The 16,059-nt window shown below is 60.8% G+C and carries 16 protein-coding genes; 8 read left to right on the top strand and 8 right to left on the bottom strand.

All coding sequences use genetic code 11. The annotated features are described in order from the left end of the window. The first annotated feature begins 22 nt into the window (after positions 1-22). The gene (gene opgC / locus GSQ77_RS06790) at positions 23-1,180 is read left to right on the top strand and encodes an OpgC domain-containing protein (RefSeq protein ID WP_158900324.1); all 1,158 of its coding nucleotides are present in this window, start codon (positions 23-25) and stop codon (positions 1,178-1,180) included. 117 nt (positions 1,181-1,297) lie between these two features. On the opposite strand, the gene GSQ77_RS06785 is transcribed toward opgC, so the two are convergent. Then, entirely contained in the window at positions 1,298-1,570 is a 273-nt protein-coding gene (locus GSQ77_RS06785) for an XRE family transcriptional regulator (RefSeq protein WP_158900322.1), read from the bottom strand. Positions 1,571-2,029: 459 nt separating this feature from the next. On the opposite strand from GSQ77_RS06785, the gene GSQ77_RS06780 reads away from it, so the two are divergent. Both GSQ77_RS06780 and GSQ77_RS06775 read left to right on the top strand, forming a co-directional pair. Continuing rightward, positions 2,030-3,844 carry an ATP-binding protein gene (locus tag GSQ77_RS06780; RefSeq protein ID WP_158900320.1) on the top strand — a complete coding sequence of 605 codons (1,815 nt, stop codon included), beginning with the start codon at positions 2,030-2,032 and terminating at the stop codon, positions 3,842-3,844. A 234-nt stretch (positions 3,845-4,078) separates the two neighbouring features. Beyond that, complete coding sequence (locus GSQ77_RS06775; protein WP_158900318.1) at positions 4,079-4,429, top strand: PleD family two-component system response regulator; 351 nt, start codon at positions 4,079-4,081, stop codon at positions 4,427-4,429. A gap of 27 nt (positions 4,430-4,456) precedes the next feature. Here the strand turns inward: GSQ77_RS06775 and GSQ77_RS06770 are convergent, their stop codons facing one another. Next, positions 4,457-5,809, bottom strand: coding sequence for an MFS transporter (locus GSQ77_RS06770; protein WP_158900316.1), 1,353 nt, complete (start codon positions 5,807-5,809; stop codon positions 4,457-4,459). A gap of 150 nt (positions 5,810-5,959) precedes the next feature. Then, positions 5,960-6,352, bottom strand: a complete 393-nt coding sequence (locus GSQ77_RS06765; RefSeq protein ID WP_158900314.1) for a hypothetical protein — start codon at positions 6,350-6,352, stop codon at positions 5,960-5,962. A gap of 205 nt (positions 6,353-6,557) precedes the next feature. Here GSQ77_RS06765 and GSQ77_RS06760 point away from each other — a divergent pair, with 205 nt between their 5' ends. Continuing rightward, positions 6,558-7,340: an IclR family transcriptional regulator C-terminal domain-containing protein gene (locus GSQ77_RS06760; protein WP_254067483.1), complete on the top strand. Its 783-nt coding sequence runs from the start codon at positions 6,558-6,560 to the stop codon at positions 7,338-7,340. Between the two features lie 77 nt (positions 7,341-7,417). Here the strand turns inward: GSQ77_RS06760 and GSQ77_RS06755 are convergent, their stop codons facing one another. Continuing rightward, entirely contained in the window at positions 7,418-7,726 is a 309-nt protein-coding gene (locus tag GSQ77_RS06755; protein WP_158900310.1) for a putative quinol monooxygenase, read from the bottom strand. A gap of 215 nt (positions 7,727-7,941) precedes the next feature. Here GSQ77_RS06755 and GSQ77_RS06750 point away from each other — a divergent pair, with 215 nt between their 5' ends. Continuing rightward, a complete protein-coding gene (locus GSQ77_RS06750) occupies positions 7,942-8,340 on the top strand; it encodes a DUF302 domain-containing protein (protein WP_158900308.1) in 399 nt (132 codons plus the stop codon). Between the two features lie 17 nt (positions 8,341-8,357). Here GSQ77_RS06750 and GSQ77_RS06745 read toward each other — a convergent pair whose 3' ends face one another. Further along, on the bottom strand, positions 8,358-9,596 hold the full coding sequence (locus GSQ77_RS06745) for a dienelactone hydrolase family protein (RefSeq protein WP_158900306.1): 1,239 nt from the start codon (positions 9,594-9,596) through the stop codon (positions 8,358-8,360). Between the two features lie 624 nt (positions 9,597-10,220). Between GSQ77_RS06745 and GSQ77_RS06740 the strand changes: the two genes are divergently transcribed. The 3 genes from GSQ77_RS06740 to GSQ77_RS06730 all read left to right on the top strand — a co-directional run bounded on the left by GSQ77_RS06740 (position 10,221) and on the right by GSQ77_RS06730 (position 13,668). Further along, on the top strand, positions 10,221-11,336 hold the full coding sequence (locus tag GSQ77_RS06740) for an LLM class flavin-dependent oxidoreductase (RefSeq protein WP_158900304.1): 1,116 nt from the start codon (positions 10,221-10,223) through the stop codon (positions 11,334-11,336). After that, positions 11,333-11,908: a flavin reductase family protein gene (locus GSQ77_RS06735; protein WP_158900302.1), complete on the top strand. Its 576-nt coding sequence runs from the start codon at positions 11,333-11,335 to the stop codon at positions 11,906-11,908. The genes GSQ77_RS06740 and GSQ77_RS06735 overlap by 4 nt, the downstream gene beginning before the upstream one ends. 74 nt (positions 11,909-11,982) lie before the next feature. Continuing rightward, complete coding sequence (locus GSQ77_RS06730; protein ID WP_158900300.1) at positions 11,983-13,668, top strand: AMP-binding protein; 1,686 nt, start codon at positions 11,983-11,985, stop codon at positions 13,666-13,668. 10 nt (positions 13,669-13,678) lie between these two features. On the opposite strand, the gene GSQ77_RS06725 is transcribed toward GSQ77_RS06730, so the two are convergent. From GSQ77_RS06725 to GSQ77_RS06715, 3 genes are all read right to left on the bottom strand, one after another. After that, a complete protein-coding gene (locus GSQ77_RS06725) occupies positions 13,679-13,999 on the bottom strand; it encodes a Zn-ribbon domain-containing OB-fold protein (protein ID WP_174246396.1) in 321 nt (106 codons plus the stop codon). Next, entirely contained in the window at positions 13,996-15,156 is a 1,161-nt protein-coding gene (locus GSQ77_RS06720; RefSeq protein ID WP_158900507.1) for a thiolase family protein, read from the bottom strand. The genes GSQ77_RS06725 and GSQ77_RS06720 overlap by 4 nt, the downstream gene beginning before the upstream one ends. 85 nt (positions 15,157-15,241) lie before the next feature. Further along, complete coding sequence (locus tag GSQ77_RS06715; RefSeq protein WP_158900298.1) at positions 15,242-15,937, bottom strand: GntR family transcriptional regulator; 696 nt, start codon at positions 15,935-15,937, stop codon at positions 15,242-15,244. Positions 15,938-16,059: the final 122 nt, after the last annotated feature.

Here is a 16,059-nt window from a genome sequence, read left to right as displayed (position 1 = left end):
AGGAATTCAAGCCGAGGTCGCTATGCACGCCAATGCCGGTCGTTCGGTGGAGGTCGATTTTTTACGCGGCGTGGTGCTGATCGTGATCGCGCTCGACCACATCCCCGCCAGCGTCATTTCCCACATCACGCTTCATGTCTATGCCTACTGCGATGCGGCCGAGGTGTTTGTCTTCCTCGGCGGCTACGCCAGTGCTGCGGCTTATTGCGCCATGACGGCGCGTGGCAGCGCCGCGCAAGCGACGCGCCGCTTTTTAAGGCGCGCGTTCGAAATTTACCGCGCCTATTTACTGACCGCAGCCGCGATGCTGCTGGCCGGCCTGGGAATGTTGGCGCTGCGCATACACCCCGCCTCGTTGCCGTACACCGATGCACCGGATCTGCTCGCAGCACCCCTGCACGCCTTATTCGATATCGTCACGCTGCGTCGCCAGCCTTATCTGGCCGCCGTGCTGCCGATGTACGTGGTGTTCGCGCTATGTACGCCGGCGGTGGCTCCCTTTGTCCGCAAGCATCCCCTCGCAGCGCTATTGGCAAGCGTCGCGCTATGGCTGTACGCGCCCGCGCTTGCGCACCTGCTGCCTAGCGCCGATCCGATCGGATGGTCGTTCAACCCCTGGGCCTGGCAATTGATGTTCGTGCTCGGCATGCTGTGCCGCCAACATCCCATTCCGGCGGCCTTCCAGGCCTCACGCACGGGACGGTGCCTGAGCGCCTTGGCGCTCGCGACGGCGCTGGCTTTCGCCGCGTTCAAACTGTGGGGGCAGGGGCATCCGGAGCCGGGCGAAATGAAACAGCATTTGGCGGCGATCCGCGTTGTCAGTTTTATTTCGATTGCGTGGCTGGTCGCGCAGCTCGTGCGGATCGGCTGGATCGGCGCGCTGGCTCGGGCACTGCCCCATGTGGTTACGGTAGGACGGCACGGACTCATCTGCTTCGTCTCGGGCACGGGGCTTTCGATCGCCGCCGATGTCGCGCTGCACGCGGCTGACCCGACTTTCCTCACGCATCAGCAGGCGCTTGCCGCAGCGCTGTCGGTCGATATATTGACGATCGCGGCGGTGCTCGGTATCGCCGTCGCGGCAGCTGCGTTCAAAGCGCAACGCCCGGTAGCGACACGGGCGTCGAATGCCGACGTCATGCTCGCAACGCCTACTGGGGAAGCACAACGCGGGCGTTGAGCGCCGAGGTTGAGCGCCCACATTGAGCGCAGTCTCGACTAGGGTCGCCTACTGCGCCATTGCGGGCCCGTCGTTATTCGACGTGGCCCACGAGCGGCCAAAGGCCGCGTTCAGACCTCAAGCGCCCTGAACTTGCCCACTACAGAGCCAGAGCGCATCGAGTTGCAGAAATTCCGCGATGCGCGTGAAGTAGTGAAATTGCGGCACCGTGATGCCGCGGCGCCAGAACAGCACCTCGTGTTCGCTCACGCCAAGGCGCCGGGCAAATTTTGCCGAACTGATGCTCGCTATGTTTAGCGCCCGATTCAGTCGCGCCGCAAATGCGCGCCTCAGGCTATTGTCTTCAATGTTGCGTTCAAGATGTTTCTGTATTTCGGTATCTGGATTCATCGTAATGTCAGGTAATTTCAACTGCAAAAGACGCATGATGCGCGCTGGCCGCCGCCGAAAACAGCCCCCCGAAAGGAGAAAACCACCCGAGCGCATCTCATTTTCGGTCTCATGATCGGTGCCGCGCGCGAGCCTGTCCAATAGGGAAAATAATTCGGATTCTCGCAGGGATAAAACTCTACCTAGCCTGTGAACTTTTTGATCCGGATGCTCTCGAACGCTGCCGCGGCTTGGTCACCCGCGTCGCTACACTTGCATATGGGTTTGCACGGGTTTTGCGAATCAGGTTTTGCGACTCTGCAGCGCTGATAAATGGATACACGAATCGACCCCACCCCCCGTGAAACTCCAGCCATGGCGACGTTCGGCGGTATTACCGCAACGTATATAATGGATGGCCATTATGCCCGGGCTGGCGAACGCCTGCGCAAGTCGCCCGATTACACTCCGGAGATCATTATGGATACGGATGCCGACGCGATCTTCAGCGCCATCCTACGTGCGAAAAGCACCCTCGTCCTGAGCACCGAGCAGTTGGATCTGCGCGCCGCGCGCCAACCCGATTACGCCACGGAAAACGCAGCGCTGGTGGCGCTCGCCAACGTGCTCGCAGGTCCCGATGACATCATGTTACAAGCGCTCGCCGAAACCGCGATGCGATTGTGCCGCGCCGATAGCGCCGGCATCAGCGTGATAGAAGCACCGCTGCAGGGTGAAACCATATTTCGCTGGGTCGCGGCAGCAGGTTTGTGCGAGCCTTATGTGAACACCACCCTACCCGCCGCGCACAGCCCTTGCGATATCACACTGGCGCTGGGCAGCCCGCAGTTGTTCGCCTCTCCGCCGCAGGACCGCCCTTGCCTGCACGGTCCGACGGCCGACATCGTCGAGGCCTTGGTGATCGCCATTCCGAGCGTAGGCAAACCCAATGGGGCGATCTGGGTCATGTCGCACCGCACCGAGCGCATCTTCGAGCGCGAAGACTGCCGTGTGCTCGCGAGCCTCGCCAGTTTTGCGGGCGCGGCGCTGAACCTGCGCTACGCACGCCGCAGCGCCCTAACCGAAACGAGCGAATCGCAACGCATACGCGCGGAGCTAGGGGAATCGGAAGCTCGCAAGGACGAATTCATCGCGATGCTGGGCCACGAGTTGCGTAACCCGATGGCGCCTATCGATAGCGCCATCGCCGTGGCGCGTCGGCTCTCGGACGGCAACCAGCAGGTTCTCGACGTGCTCGGCACGGCGCAACGGCAGATTCGGCATTTGCGCCGCTTGGTCGACGACTTGCTCGATGCCTCGCGGATCAAGCACGGCAAATTGTCGATTTCGCTGGATCATGCATCGCTCAATGAAATCGTTTACGACGCCGTCAGTGCGGTCAAACACCATCTCGATTCGCGCGGACATACGCTCTCGCTGGTCGGCCTGGATGCGCCGATCAATGTGCGCGCCGACCACATCCGTTTGAGCCAGATGCTGGGCAATCTGCTGTCCAATGCGGCCAAATACACGCCGCATGGCGGCAAGATCGGTATCGAGATACGCTGCCTGCCGTGCGCAGATGTGCTCGGCGATAACGACGCGTCACCTGGCGCGCAGCCGCCCGGCGGCGATGTCATCATTGCCATTCGCGACAACGGCATAGGCATCAGCGCCGAGCTGCTGCCGCGGGTCTTCGAGCTATTCACGCAAAATGCCTCCGACAGCGCGCGGTCGCAGGGTGGCTTGGGAATCGGTTTATCGGTCGTCAAGCGCATGGTCGAACTGCATCGTGGCACGGTCGATATCGCGAGTGATGGCCTGGGTCATGGCACATTGGTGACCTTGCGCTTACCGATACTGAGCCGATCCGATCATTACGCGCCGTTGCGGCCAGCCAACCCGCCGAGCTCGATGCGTATCCTGCTGGTCGATGACAATGCCGATGCCCTACAGGCGTTGGGCATGCTGCTCGAGCTGGAAGGGCATGAAGTCCAGATGGCCAATGGCGGCGAGGCAGCCCTGCAGTTGACGCAGCACTATATTCCGCAGGTGGCCCTGATCGACATCGGCATGCCGGGCATCGACGGCTTTCAGCTCGTGCAGATGTTGCGGGCGCGACCGCAACTGGGGCAGACCAAATTGGTGGCGCTGACCGGCTATGCATCGGAATCGGAGCGTTCGCGCGCGTTATCGGCAGGCTTCGATTTCCATCTCACCAAACCGCTCTCGCTCGACAAATTGTTCGACGTGCTCACGCAATTCGCCGACAACCGCACGTCGGACGCGCTGTAGTCCCAATCGCCTTGCCCATTTTTACTGCTTCGGCGCAAACCTTGTAAGGGCTCCCCGTTGCGGGGACCTTTCCTAGCCTTGGTTTAATTGGGGGGCATGTCCAGAACCACGGCCCCAACGCCTTCATGTCGCTCGCAGCCGTCGGGGCGACGGCCGGCTGCGCATGGGAGCGTTTCGTGCTGCATGAGTGTTACCTCATGATGACCCGCGTCGAACTCGTATATGAAGACACTGATGATAGTAGACGATGACGTGGCCACCGCGACGGCGCTGCAGACAGCCTTGCGCATGGCAGGCTACCGGGTTGTGTGCGCTGCGGACGGTCAAGTCGCACTGAGTATGGCCGCGGCGATACTGCCGGACCTGATCGTCACCGACTGGATGATGCCTGGAATGGACGGCGTCGAACTCTGCACGCGTGTGCGAGAGGATGAAACGCTCTGTGACGTCCCGCTTATTTTGATGTCGGCGGACACGCCACCCGCCACCGGATGTTGGCACGAATATTTCCCCAAACCGGTGGAGGTGCCGCAGTTGCTCAGATCGATCGATGCCTTGCTGGCAGCGGCAGAAAAACTCGTCTAGCCGCAGCCCGGTCACCGCCGCGCACGCTCAAGCGCTTTCGGTCCTGCTTGCCGTCGCCAATGGGCGCCCCGCAGAAACATCGGTACGCTTACGCGGAATCGTGAAATACAGCAGTATCAGGCTAAGCAGAAAGAACCCGCCCAGCGTGCCGAGCGCGTAGTAAAAACTGCCGGACAGCTCCTTCACCCAACCGATGAAGGCGGGGCTGACCGTGCCGCCGAACGCCCCCACCGAACTGATCAGCGCAATCCCGCCCGCCGCAGCCTGATCTTTGAAGTAGGCGCTAGGGATAGTCCAGAACAGCGAAAGAAAGCCAAACACCGCCGCACTGGATACCAGTAGCAGAACCACGGTTATCTGCACGCTATGTGCGCCCAGGGGCAGCAACAGAAAACTGATCGCCGAAACCACGCCGCACCCGAGCACATGCCAGCGACGCTCCGCAAAATGATCGGAGCTAAAGCTCACGGCCAGCATGCCTAATGTGGCCATCACGGAAATGCCGCCGCTCAACCAGCCGATGTTTATCAGGCTGCCAACTCCGACACTCTTGAGCAACGTCGGGATCCACAGTAACAGTGCGTTCTCTACACAATAGAAAGCGAAATAACAAATCGCCAAGCTATATAGCGTTTTATTCCTGAGCGCCTCGCGCAGTTTGCTGGGCCCCGCGTGCGACGCAGAACTTCCGGACGCGCCCAGCGTCGATGCCACCACGCGCTTTTCCTCGGCCGATAGCCACGCCGCATCGGCCGGCCGGTTCGACAGATAAAAGTAGGCGACGACGCCCAAGATCAAGGCCGGAATGCCTTCCAGCACGAACAGGCTCTGCCAGCCGCGCAAGCCGAAGACGCGGTCGAAATCGGTCATGATCCATGCAGCCATCGGGCCGCCCACTATGCCGGAAACAGGTAAAGCCATCACGAACAGGCTCGTCACGCGAGCGCGCATGCGGTCGGGAAACCAATAGGTGAAGTAGAGCAGCACACCCGGGAAGAAGCCCGCTTCGGCCGCGCCGACCATAAAACGCAACGCGTAAAATTCATAGCGATTCGACGCAAACGCCAGCGCCATCGTGAACACCCCCCACAGGAGCATGATGCGCAATAGCGTCTGCCTCACACCTCGGCGGTGCAACAACATATTGCTTGGCACTTCGAACAAAATATAGCCAAGATACAAAAATCCTGCGGCCATGCCATAGACGGCTTCGTTAAGATGCAGATCCGCGATGAACTGCAGCTTCGCAAAGCCGACATTGAGCCTATCCATCATGGCGACGACGTAGCACAGGAACAGGAAGGGCACGATGCGCACACCGATGCGCCAGAAGACCTGCTTTTCCTGCAATGAAATATTTTTATCGTCGAGTGATCGCATGATCGCTGTCCCCTCTATGGCCTGGCTGAACGGAATGATTTAATGGTTTGACGCTAGTGCGCTGCTGACTCGCAACGGCCATCGAGAGCGGCTATCGAGAGCCGCTCTCGAATTGTGCCGCGCGGTGAACGCGGGTGACCGCATGCGCGCTCAGGGCCCGAAGCTGGAACGCATCTGGATGCCCCAGGTATCGCCGACGCGGGTCAACACATACAAGGATTCGTACACGCCTATCACTGAATCGTCGTCGCGATAGCGGGTATAGCTGAGCGCGTAATGCGCCTTCTTGTCGTTGGACTGGATTAGCTCGCGGGTTTCCCACCGGCTATATTTCCAGCGGTCCTCGGTCTGCAAGCGCGTGAACAGGTCCATCGGATTCTTACCCGGCGCGTCGTAGGTCTTGATGCTGCCGCCCGCGAACCTGACGTGCGGAAAATGCATCGTCTGGTCCATTGCCGGCGCGTCGTAGGCGTTCAATGCCGCCATGAATTTATCCAGCGTGGCCATGCAGGCACGATGAATTTCTGCTGTTTTGTCCGTCATTACGAAACTCCGATGTTGCGTGAACTCAAGATCTCAATTAGAATTTGTTCGGTTAGCGAACGATTGTTCGTTTTAATAGATGCTACTGAGATTTCACGCGCCGGTCAACCCGGGTTGACCCCTCGTCGCCCTTATGCGCCTGACATGCTCGACACGCTTGGTGCCGCGACACGCAAGGCGCATGCGACCCGCCAATGAGGCTCATATGAATGCCAACCCCGTTACCCCTGACTCCGAGACATACGTCGAAGCGTTCGCTCGTGGCCTCACGGTCATCTGTGCATTCGACGCCAGCCATCCGGAACTGACGCTTTCGGAAGTCGCTGAAATAACGAGCATCAGCCGGGCGGCGGCGCGGCGATTGCTATCGACGCTGGTGCATTTGGGATATGTCCACGCGAGCGGCAGGACCTTCAGCCTGACGGCCAAGATCATGAAACTCGGATACGCCTATTTGTCGGGACAGGCGCTGCCCGATATCGTCGAACCTTACGTGGTGAAGGTGGCCGAACAAACCGGCGAGTCATGTTCGGTCTGTGTACTGGACGACACCGAGGTGGTCTACATTGCGCGAGCGTCCGTCAAGAAGATCATGTCCATCAATCTGTCCATCGGTACTCGGTTGCCGGCCTGGGCAACGGCAACCGGCCGGGTGCTACTGAGCAGCCTCGCGCAATCCGAGCTGGCGCAGGTACTGGGGAATAGTCAAATCATCCAGCATGCGGCGGGCACGGTAACGAGCGTTGCGGCGCTTGAGGCCAACATCGCAACCGTGCACGAGCACGGCTATTCCTTGGTGTCCCAAGAGCTGGAATTTGGTCTGACGGCGGTGGCCGTCCCGTTGCGGGACAAGTCGGGGCGCGTTGTTGCGGCGATGAATGTCGCGGGACATGTGCTACGCAATACGCGTGAGCAGATGCTCGAGCACCATTTGCCGATCCTGCAAAATGCGGCAGCGGAAATCAACGCGGCGTTGGCGTCGCGCTAGTGCGATGAAGGCTCGCGTGGTGCGTACGGCGCGGCCGGCCTGACGAAGGCAGACGCACCGGCCGCATAACCCAGACGCTAAACCGCGTGAAGTACGTTGATCACCCGCTTGGCAATCATCGGGCCAGCCGCGCGGCCATATTCCGCCATGTGCGGCGCAGCCCCATGCGCTTTCAACGCCTCAGGGCTTTCCCAGCGTTCCACCACGGCGAAGGTGTCGTCGCCTAGCGGTGTTTGTATCGCACCGAATGCCGGCACATCGATTACCGCTTCATAGCTGATGCAGCCGTTCTCGGCATGCACCGCCGGCACATTTTTCTTGAACAGCGCGAGCACCGCGTCACGCTTTCCGGGCAGCGTCGTAATCGTAGCGAAAACATGAATCATCTAGAACTCTCCTTTGGCCAAAGTTGGACACTACCGCGCTATTGTGCCTCGACTACGCTGAATGGGAGAACCAAGGCGGTGCAGCCTGGCGTTAGAATGGGAATCGACGCGACCCTCGCCGACCACCGAAGCCAACCACGCACTCGACTCCCATGGCCATGAAGCGCCTTTTCCTCCCGTTCGTACTCGCATTTATCCTCATGTTCACGGAAATCATGTCAACTCAAGCCGCCGATAACGGAATCATCAGCGTTCAGAGCCACCATCCCGTGGCGGAAACCGCCGACAAGCTCGAAGCGCTGCTCAAATCAAAAAGCATCATTGTGTTCGCGCGGCTAGACTTTGCCGCCGATGCGCAAAAAGCCGGGCTCACGATGCAACCGTCGCAATTGCTGATCTTCGGCAATCCGCGCGCCGGCACGCCCCTGATGCAGGCCATTCCCACTGCGGCACTCGATTTACCGCTCAAGGTGCTGATCTGGGAAGACGCGGACAAGAAGGTCTGGCTGTCGTACAACGCCGTCGATTATCTCCAGGCCCGGCATCACGCCAGCGACGCATTGATGAAACCGCTCGCAGGCGTCGCCGCACTGGTCGAGGCGGTGGCGCAATAGCGGGCCGCCTGCGTGCCTTAGATCGGCTTACCTTCGCTACTCGCCCAGTTCGGCATCAGCGTATTCGTCGGCTGCGTTTCGTCGATCATCTTCTTCGCAGTCTGGATGCCTGCAACCGGTAGCCCGGTCGGATCCAGCACACCGATCTGCACTAGCACCGACGCCTGGTCCCAATAGATATGCTCGTTGTACAGCTTGTCGCCGCGAAAGCAGATCACGGCCAGCATCGGTATTTCAAAATACTTGCCGGTCGGCGCGAGCCCCGGCAACAGCCAGTCGATCTCACGATCATGCGTGGCGCAAAACACGAATTCGTCGACGATGCGATCGGCGCCTATCGTGCGCGAAACCGGGATCAAGCGCGTGTCGGCCGGATTCGAATCCACGAAGTGATACTTGTAGAAGCGCTTCAACTGATCGTGGCCCACCCCGCCCGTCATCGTCGGCACATGGTTCACATAGGGCTGCGCCACCATCGTCGGCATCACCGCATCTACGTCGCGCGTGCCGAACTCGTAGTAGCAGTGCTGCTCCCACAGATGGTTGAGGTCGTACACAGGGCCCAGCACCTTGCGCAGCATCGCCATGGTGCGCGAGTACGCCATCATCGCAGCGGGCTTGTCGAAATGTTCGCGCTCGGGCGTAGCAAACGCATGATCGCAACCGGGGTAGACGTACTGCTCGATTTGCGGCTGAGTCGCCAAGGCCGCCTGGATTTTGCCGCGAACCTCGGGCGGGCAATACGCGTCGGCTTCGGCGAAATGAAACACCATCGGACACTGAATAGACGGCACTTCGTCAAGAAATGCGTCCAGCGCCACGCCGTAATAGCAGACCGCGCAATCGATATCGGTACGCGCCGCGGCCAGCATGGCGAGCTTGCCGCCCAGGCAATAACCGATCGTGCCGACCTTGCCCGCCTGCATCGGTAACGCGCGTAGAGCAACAACGGTCGCTGCGATATCCTCGACGGCCAGCGACAAATCGAGGCGCTCGTTGTAGCCGAGCGCCTCGGTGAAATCCGCTGCGGTGTAACCGAGCACCACGCCCGGTTTCATGCGCCAGAACAGGTCCGGCACCAGCACCACGTAACCTTCCTGCGCATAACGATCGGCCATCGACTTCATATAGTCGTTGATGCCGAAAATTTCCTGCAGCAACACAAGCCCCGGGCCCGAGCCCTGGGGCGGTGTGGCGAGATAGGCCGAAAAATGGCCGCCGTCGCGCGCCGTGACTTCAATGAATTGTCCGCTCATAGTGTCCTTCTCCAATCAAAGATAGCTGGCGAACTGCGCCTGCAATGCCGGACGATCGGCCGCCAGACCTGCAGGGATGCCTTGCGCCTACGTACACTTCGTCCCGGCCGCCGTCTGTATCGCGTCGTCTCCAGGACTTGACTGCGCTTATTTACGTTTGTACTCGACAGGCAGGATATAGCCGTTATCGAAAATGGGCACATTGAGATTGGACAGATAGTTGATCGTCGTGACCGCCCGCAAAAGTGGAATATTGAAGGTGGAGTTGGGCCGGCGCTGCTCAGACCTGCTATCGCAATTCTGAATTCAGATTATCCGAGTAAGATCCTAGCGTCAATACTTGCCAGAATTCGGCGGCAAATTAACGCTTCGAGGCTGCCGCGATTATTTTCGCGCTGCGGCGTCCGTCACTTGGCGTCGGTAGCACTGATAGGGCACGATTGCCATTTTTCGGAATTTATCGCGATGCGCTAATCTACCGATGGCGCCTACGGATCTGCGCGCAACGGAAGATCCTTCTCAGCCCCAGGCAGCCCAGCGCACCACAATGCAGAATTGACCACTTGACATCCCAATTTATAGAATTCAGTATTCTTTATAAATAACAGACGTGACGGAGCCGCGATGACCGGACAAGTAAATAACCCCATGCGCAGTGCCCATCCCTTCAAGCTGGGGGTGTTCTCGGCCAACGCCGACCGCGGCCTGTCCTTCACAACGGTGCCTGAACAGTGGCGGGCCGGCTGGGACGACGTGCAGCGCGCGGCCGTGCTGGCCGACGAAGGCGGATTCGATTTCTTTCTGCCGATCGCCCGCTGGCGTGGCTACGGCGGCACGACGCATGTGCGCGAATGGTCGTTCGAGACCTTTACGTTCGCGGCGGCGCTCGCGGCGGTGACGCGTCGCATCGCGCTGTTTTCCACCGTGCATGTGCCGCTCGTGCATCCGATTTATGCGGCCAAGGCGCTCGCCACCATCGATCATATAAGCCATGGCCGCGCCGGACTGAATATCGTATGCGGGTGGAACCCCGATGAATTCGACATGTTCGGCGTGCAGTTGAACGCCGAGGCCTATGTGCAGGCGGCCGAATGGTCCGAGATCCTGCTGCGGCTTTATACGTCGGATGAGCCGTTCGATTTCGAAGGCAAGTTCTACAACTTGAAGGGCGCGATTTCACGACCGGTTTCCGTGCAGTCGCCCAGGCCGGTCACGATGAATGCGGCATTCGGCCCACCGGGGCGCGACTTCGCTGCGAGTCATTGCGACTACTTGTTCACCACGTTCACCGATCTCGAAGTGGGGCGCCAGCACGTCACCGATGTTCGGCAGCGTGGCAGCGCGGTCGGACGCGATATCGGCGTCTATACCGTGGCCCACGTGGTGTGTCGTGAAACCGAAGAAGAAGCCAAGCGCTACTACGATCGCTACTCGATCGAATTCACGGACGAAGCGGCGCTCGATTACCACATGAAGCAAAAGAAGGGCTTCAGCAAGAGCCACGAAGACCGGGCATTCATCGAATATCGGCAACGCTTCGCCGCCGGCACCGGGAGTTTTCCGCTGGTGGGCACGCCCACGCATATCGTCGACCAGATGCTGAAGATGCAGGAAATCGGCTTTGGCGGCGCGGCGCTCTCGTTCGTGAACTATGTCGACGAATTGCCGTTCTTCTGCGAGAAGGTCATTCCGTTGATGCGTGAAGCCGGTTTGCGTGCTGATACGGACGACGCGCCATGACGACACAACTGCGCGAGGCCGAGGCCGAGGCTGAGGTCGAGGCCGGGGTCGAGATCAAAGCAGCACTGAGGGAGCACGACTCGCTGGCTGCAGAGAATGCGTTCAAACACGGCATGCGGCGCTTGGTCGGCGGCGTCGCGGCGATCGCCGTGGTCGACGATAACGGCGTGCGGCTCGGCGCGGCGGCCTCGGCCGTGTGCTCGCTCAGCGCCACGCCGCCCACGCTGATAGTCTGTCTGAACCTGCAGGGCTCGGTCGGGCGCGTATTGCGTCCGGGTCGGGCGTTCTCGGTGAATGTGCTGGGCGAGCGCCATGTGGAACTCGCCCGCGTGTTCGGCGGTATGACGAATACGCCGAGCAGCGCACGGTTCGCGCACGGTGCCTGGAATGACGGGGCGCAAGGTGCGCCGGTGCTCTCCGACGCACTGGTTACGTTCGAATGCGTCGTGGCTCGGGAATCCGTCGCTTATGCAACCCATATGATCGCGATCGGCAATGTCGTCGCGGTTACGCTGGGCGAATCGGGCGCGGCGCTCTCGTATCGGGAAGGTGCGTTCCTGAGCGTGGGTTGATCGTTTGACCCGCTGTATTTACCGCTGACAAGATGCGGGCCACCGCGATTTCTACACACTAGCCCAAGTTTTCAATGACCCCATCTTACGATTCGAATTCCCCTTACGACGCGTTCGTGCACAGTGCGCGACGCTATGCCGAAGCGCCGTTTCTGCATGTCCCCGCTTCCGCGCGCAAGCACTATGCGAGCGAATTGAACGGCACCTGCGCCGCGCTGACGCTAAGTTACACGGACATGCTCGCGGCCATCGAGGCGCAGCGTGAGCGGTATGCGGCAGCCGGTTACCGGGCCGGCATGCGCATCGCCTTGCTGCTCGAAAATCGTCCCGACTTTTTCGTGCATTTTTTCGCGCTTAATGCACTTGGCGTCAGCATCGTACCGATGAACAGCGAATCGCGCGCTCACGAGATCGCGTTCGCAGTACAGCATAGCGAAGCGGTCATGGCCGTGGGCGTCGATACGACGTTGCCGTTGTTGCGTGCCGCGCTCGGCGAAGACTTTGCTATCGTCGATGCCAAGCAAGAGGATCTACCTCGGGCACCGGCGGCTGCGGGTGCCACGTCCACGACCGGCGCCTATGTCAAACGCATCGCTACCCGCGACGACGAGTGCGCGATCCTTTATACCTCAGGCACCACAGGAAAGCCCAAAGGCTGCATCCTCGATAACCGCTATTTCCTGTCGATCGGCGAGCTGTACATTTCCGAAGGTGGTCTGTGCGAAGTGCGCCCTGGCATGGAACGGTTGATCACCCCGCTCCCGCTGTTTCACATGAACGCGCTCGCATGTTCGACGATGGCGATGGTGCTGTCCGGCGGCTGCGTCATCCAGCTCGATCGTTTCCATCCGCGCAGTTGGTGGCAGGACGTCGCCGATAGCGGCGCAACCATCGTCCACTATCTCGGCGTCATGCCCGCCATCCTGCTTGGCCTGACCGATCCGGCCAGCGCGGCAGCAGCACAACGTCATTCGGTTCGATTCGGCTACGGGGCCAACGTCGATCCACGTCATCAGCCCATGTTCGAGACGCGCTTCGGTTTCCCGTTGATCGAAGGCTGGGCCATGACTGAAACCGGAGGGGCGATCGTAATCTCGTCAAGCCGCGAGCCGCGCCATGTCGGCACCCGTTGCTTCGGCAAACCGCGCGCAGGCATGGCCGTGCGCCTGGTGGATCAGGACGATAACGATGTCGCCGATGGCGCACCCGGGCATCTGCTGGTCAGGCGCACCGGCGACGAGCCGCGCCGCGGCTTTTTCCGTGGCTATCTGAAAGACGAAGCCACGACCGAAGCGGCGTGGCAAGGCGGCTGGTTTCATACGGGCGACGTCGTGCGCCGCGGCGAGGATGGCAGCCTGCATTTTGTCGATCGACAGAAGAACATCATCCGACGCTCGGGAGAAAACATCGCGGCGTTGGAAGTGGAAGCGTGTCTGCTCGATCACGATGCGGTCCGTCAGACTGCGGTTATCGCCGCGCCCGATGAACTGCGTGACGAAGAAGTCATGGCTTGCGTCATCGTCGCGCCTGGCCATGCCACTGACGAAGCCACGGCGCGCGCTTTACAGCAATGGTGTCTGGATCGACTTTCGTATTTCAAGGCGCCCGGCTATATCGCATTCGTGGATTCGTTGCCGACCACGTCGACTAACAAGGTGCAGAAGACTCAGCTCGCGGCATTCGGTGCGGATCCGCTGAATGCGCCATTGTGCTTCGACTTGCGCGCGTTCAAGAAGCGCACCGCGGCAACGACGAGTTGAGATAGAGGTTTCAACCGGGCGGCAGCGCCTCGGCAATGATGGCGTCGTCGGCCTGCTGCTGCAACGACACCTGCGCGCCGCGAAGCAACGCGCCACCAAGCCGCGCTATGACACGCGGGCCGGCGTGCGTGCGTACAGTCGCAAGAAGAACCGGCGCTTCGCCATGAGCGCCCGCACGATGACGCACCACAGTCGTTTCCTCGATCGTGCCTGCGCCGGCCGCGACTTCATGCTGCTGCGCCGAACCGCATTGCGGACACAGCAAGCGCCGCGGAAATTCGACCGCGCCGCATGCCCCGCATGCAAACACCATCAACGCACGCGCCGTCATACGACCTCTCCCCGTTCCAACACAACGGCGTTCGCACACATGCCATAGCGATACTGAACCATGCCATATCCGGTCACCGCGGCAAATCGTGCGTGTGGCACCTGCCGCGCACCGGCCTCGTGACGCAGTTGCGTCACCGCTTCAACCAGACCATGCATGCCGGCCGCCGCCCCCGCCTGCCCCGCCGATAATTGCCCACCCGACGTGTTGACCGGCAGTTGCCGCGTCTTGATCCGCTCATGTATCAATGCACGCAGATCACCGTCGCCGGCAAAGCCCAAATCTTCGAGTTGAGCCAGCACCATCGCAGGGTAGTCGTCGTACACGCTGACCACATCCATATCTGCGGGCGACAGGCCCGAGTCCTGCCACAACTGATCGCGCACAGAACGAATGCCGGTGACGAGCCCGTCGCCATGCTGATGATCGAAATTGTACGAAGCGCGCAGCGCGCGGATCATGACGGGCGCCGCGCCCGTCGAGCGTCGCTGCGTCAAAGTCAGCACCAGCGCATTCGCCCCCGACACCACCGGCACGCAATCGAAGCGGCAAAGTGGATCGGCGACCGGCGGCGAGTCGAGATACGCCTGCAGTGTCAGCGGCTCGCGATAAACCGCCTGCGCATTGAGCGATGCCCACTCGCGCTGCGCAATGCACAGCGCCGCGTAGTCGGCGCGTTCGAGCCGCGCCGCCGCCATCTGCCGTTGCGTCAGCATCGCGAAGAGTGGGTTCGGTCCACCCGTGCGCAACGGGCGCAACAAGGTGCGCGTGTTCACGTTGTAGTTTTCGACCAGCGTCGTGAAATCGGCCGGCTCGAAATGGTCGCCGCTGACCAGCACGATCGTCGTCGCGTCGCCCGTTTGGATTGCACGCGCCGCATGCTGCAACAGATTGATGCCACTGGCGCCGCCGTGGCAATCGTCCATGCACCAGCGCACGGTCAGCCCCGCGCGCCACGCGAAATCGATGGCGTGATCAGGCGACAAGGTGAACGAAGCCACACCGAGGCCGTCGACTTCACGCGCCTCGATGCCTGCCTGCGCCAGCGCCAACGCGGTCGCCTGTGCCAATAGTTCGGCCGTGCTGGTCCGGGCATGCCGTTGGTACGGAACCTCGACGGCGGCGGCAATCGAGACACCGGCATACGTGTGACGCATTTCCCGGTGACTCGTGTCGCTGTGATGCAGGCCCGTGCGATCCATACCCGTCTGATTCATGCCCGTGCGTTCCATTCACATTGGACTACGCTTGCGCGTCGCCGCCTTCCAGGAAGTATTGTTGCTCGGCGTCGTCGAGAAAAGCCTGGGTCGCCGTGCGCACTGCTACCGGATCGCGCTCGACAAAGCCCTTCAACAGCATCTGCATGCCATCCGCGATGATTTCCATGGTCCCGCGCTTGCTCATCGTTTCATGCCTGACCTGGCGCGTGTGATCGGCAAAGCGCAGGATGGTGCCCTTGAGCCGCGAGTTCTGCACGGTTTCAAGCCAAATGCCGCGAAACTCGACGTTCGCCTCGGCCATCAGCACGATATCGTGCTTCTCAAGAGCACGCCGGCATTTGCGATAGGCGGCGCTCAGCCCCGCCAATTGCTCGTCGCTCAGCACAGCCACAGTGGCCGCCGCCGCGCTCGGTTCAAGCAAGCGGCGCACATCGAAAATTTCACGTACGTCCTGCGCCGTCAGCGCGGGCGTGACGAAACCGCGCGTGGTGCCGACCAGATAGCCCTCGTTGACCAAACGCAGCAGCGCCTGGCGCACCGGCATGCGCGTGCACTCGAATTCGCGCGCGATCTCGTAGTCGAGCACGCGGTCCTGGTGACTGATCTGGCCGCGCTGCAAACGCCCGAGAATTTCCTGGTACACCGACTCCATCAGCGTGGTCGGGCGCAGCGCTGTACGCCGCGGCTGCTTGATAACCGTCGTTTCGGCGGTTGTCATAGTCTTCTCCATCTTGTATTTAATTGAGGTCACAGCCGAGGCGCGAGACAGCATCACCGTACGTAGAGCTACGATTGTACTAGCTGCGGGCGCACCCATCGCGCGCCCGGCGCCTGGCGACG

This window comes from Burkholderia sp. L27(2015), from assembly GCF_009765705.1.
In the GTDB taxonomy this organism is placed as follows: domain Bacteria; phylum Pseudomonadota; class Gammaproteobacteria; order Burkholderiales; family Burkholderiaceae; genus LMUX01.
Note: the sequence above shows the minus strand (reverse complement) of the source record. Positions and strands in the feature narration are given on the sequence as shown.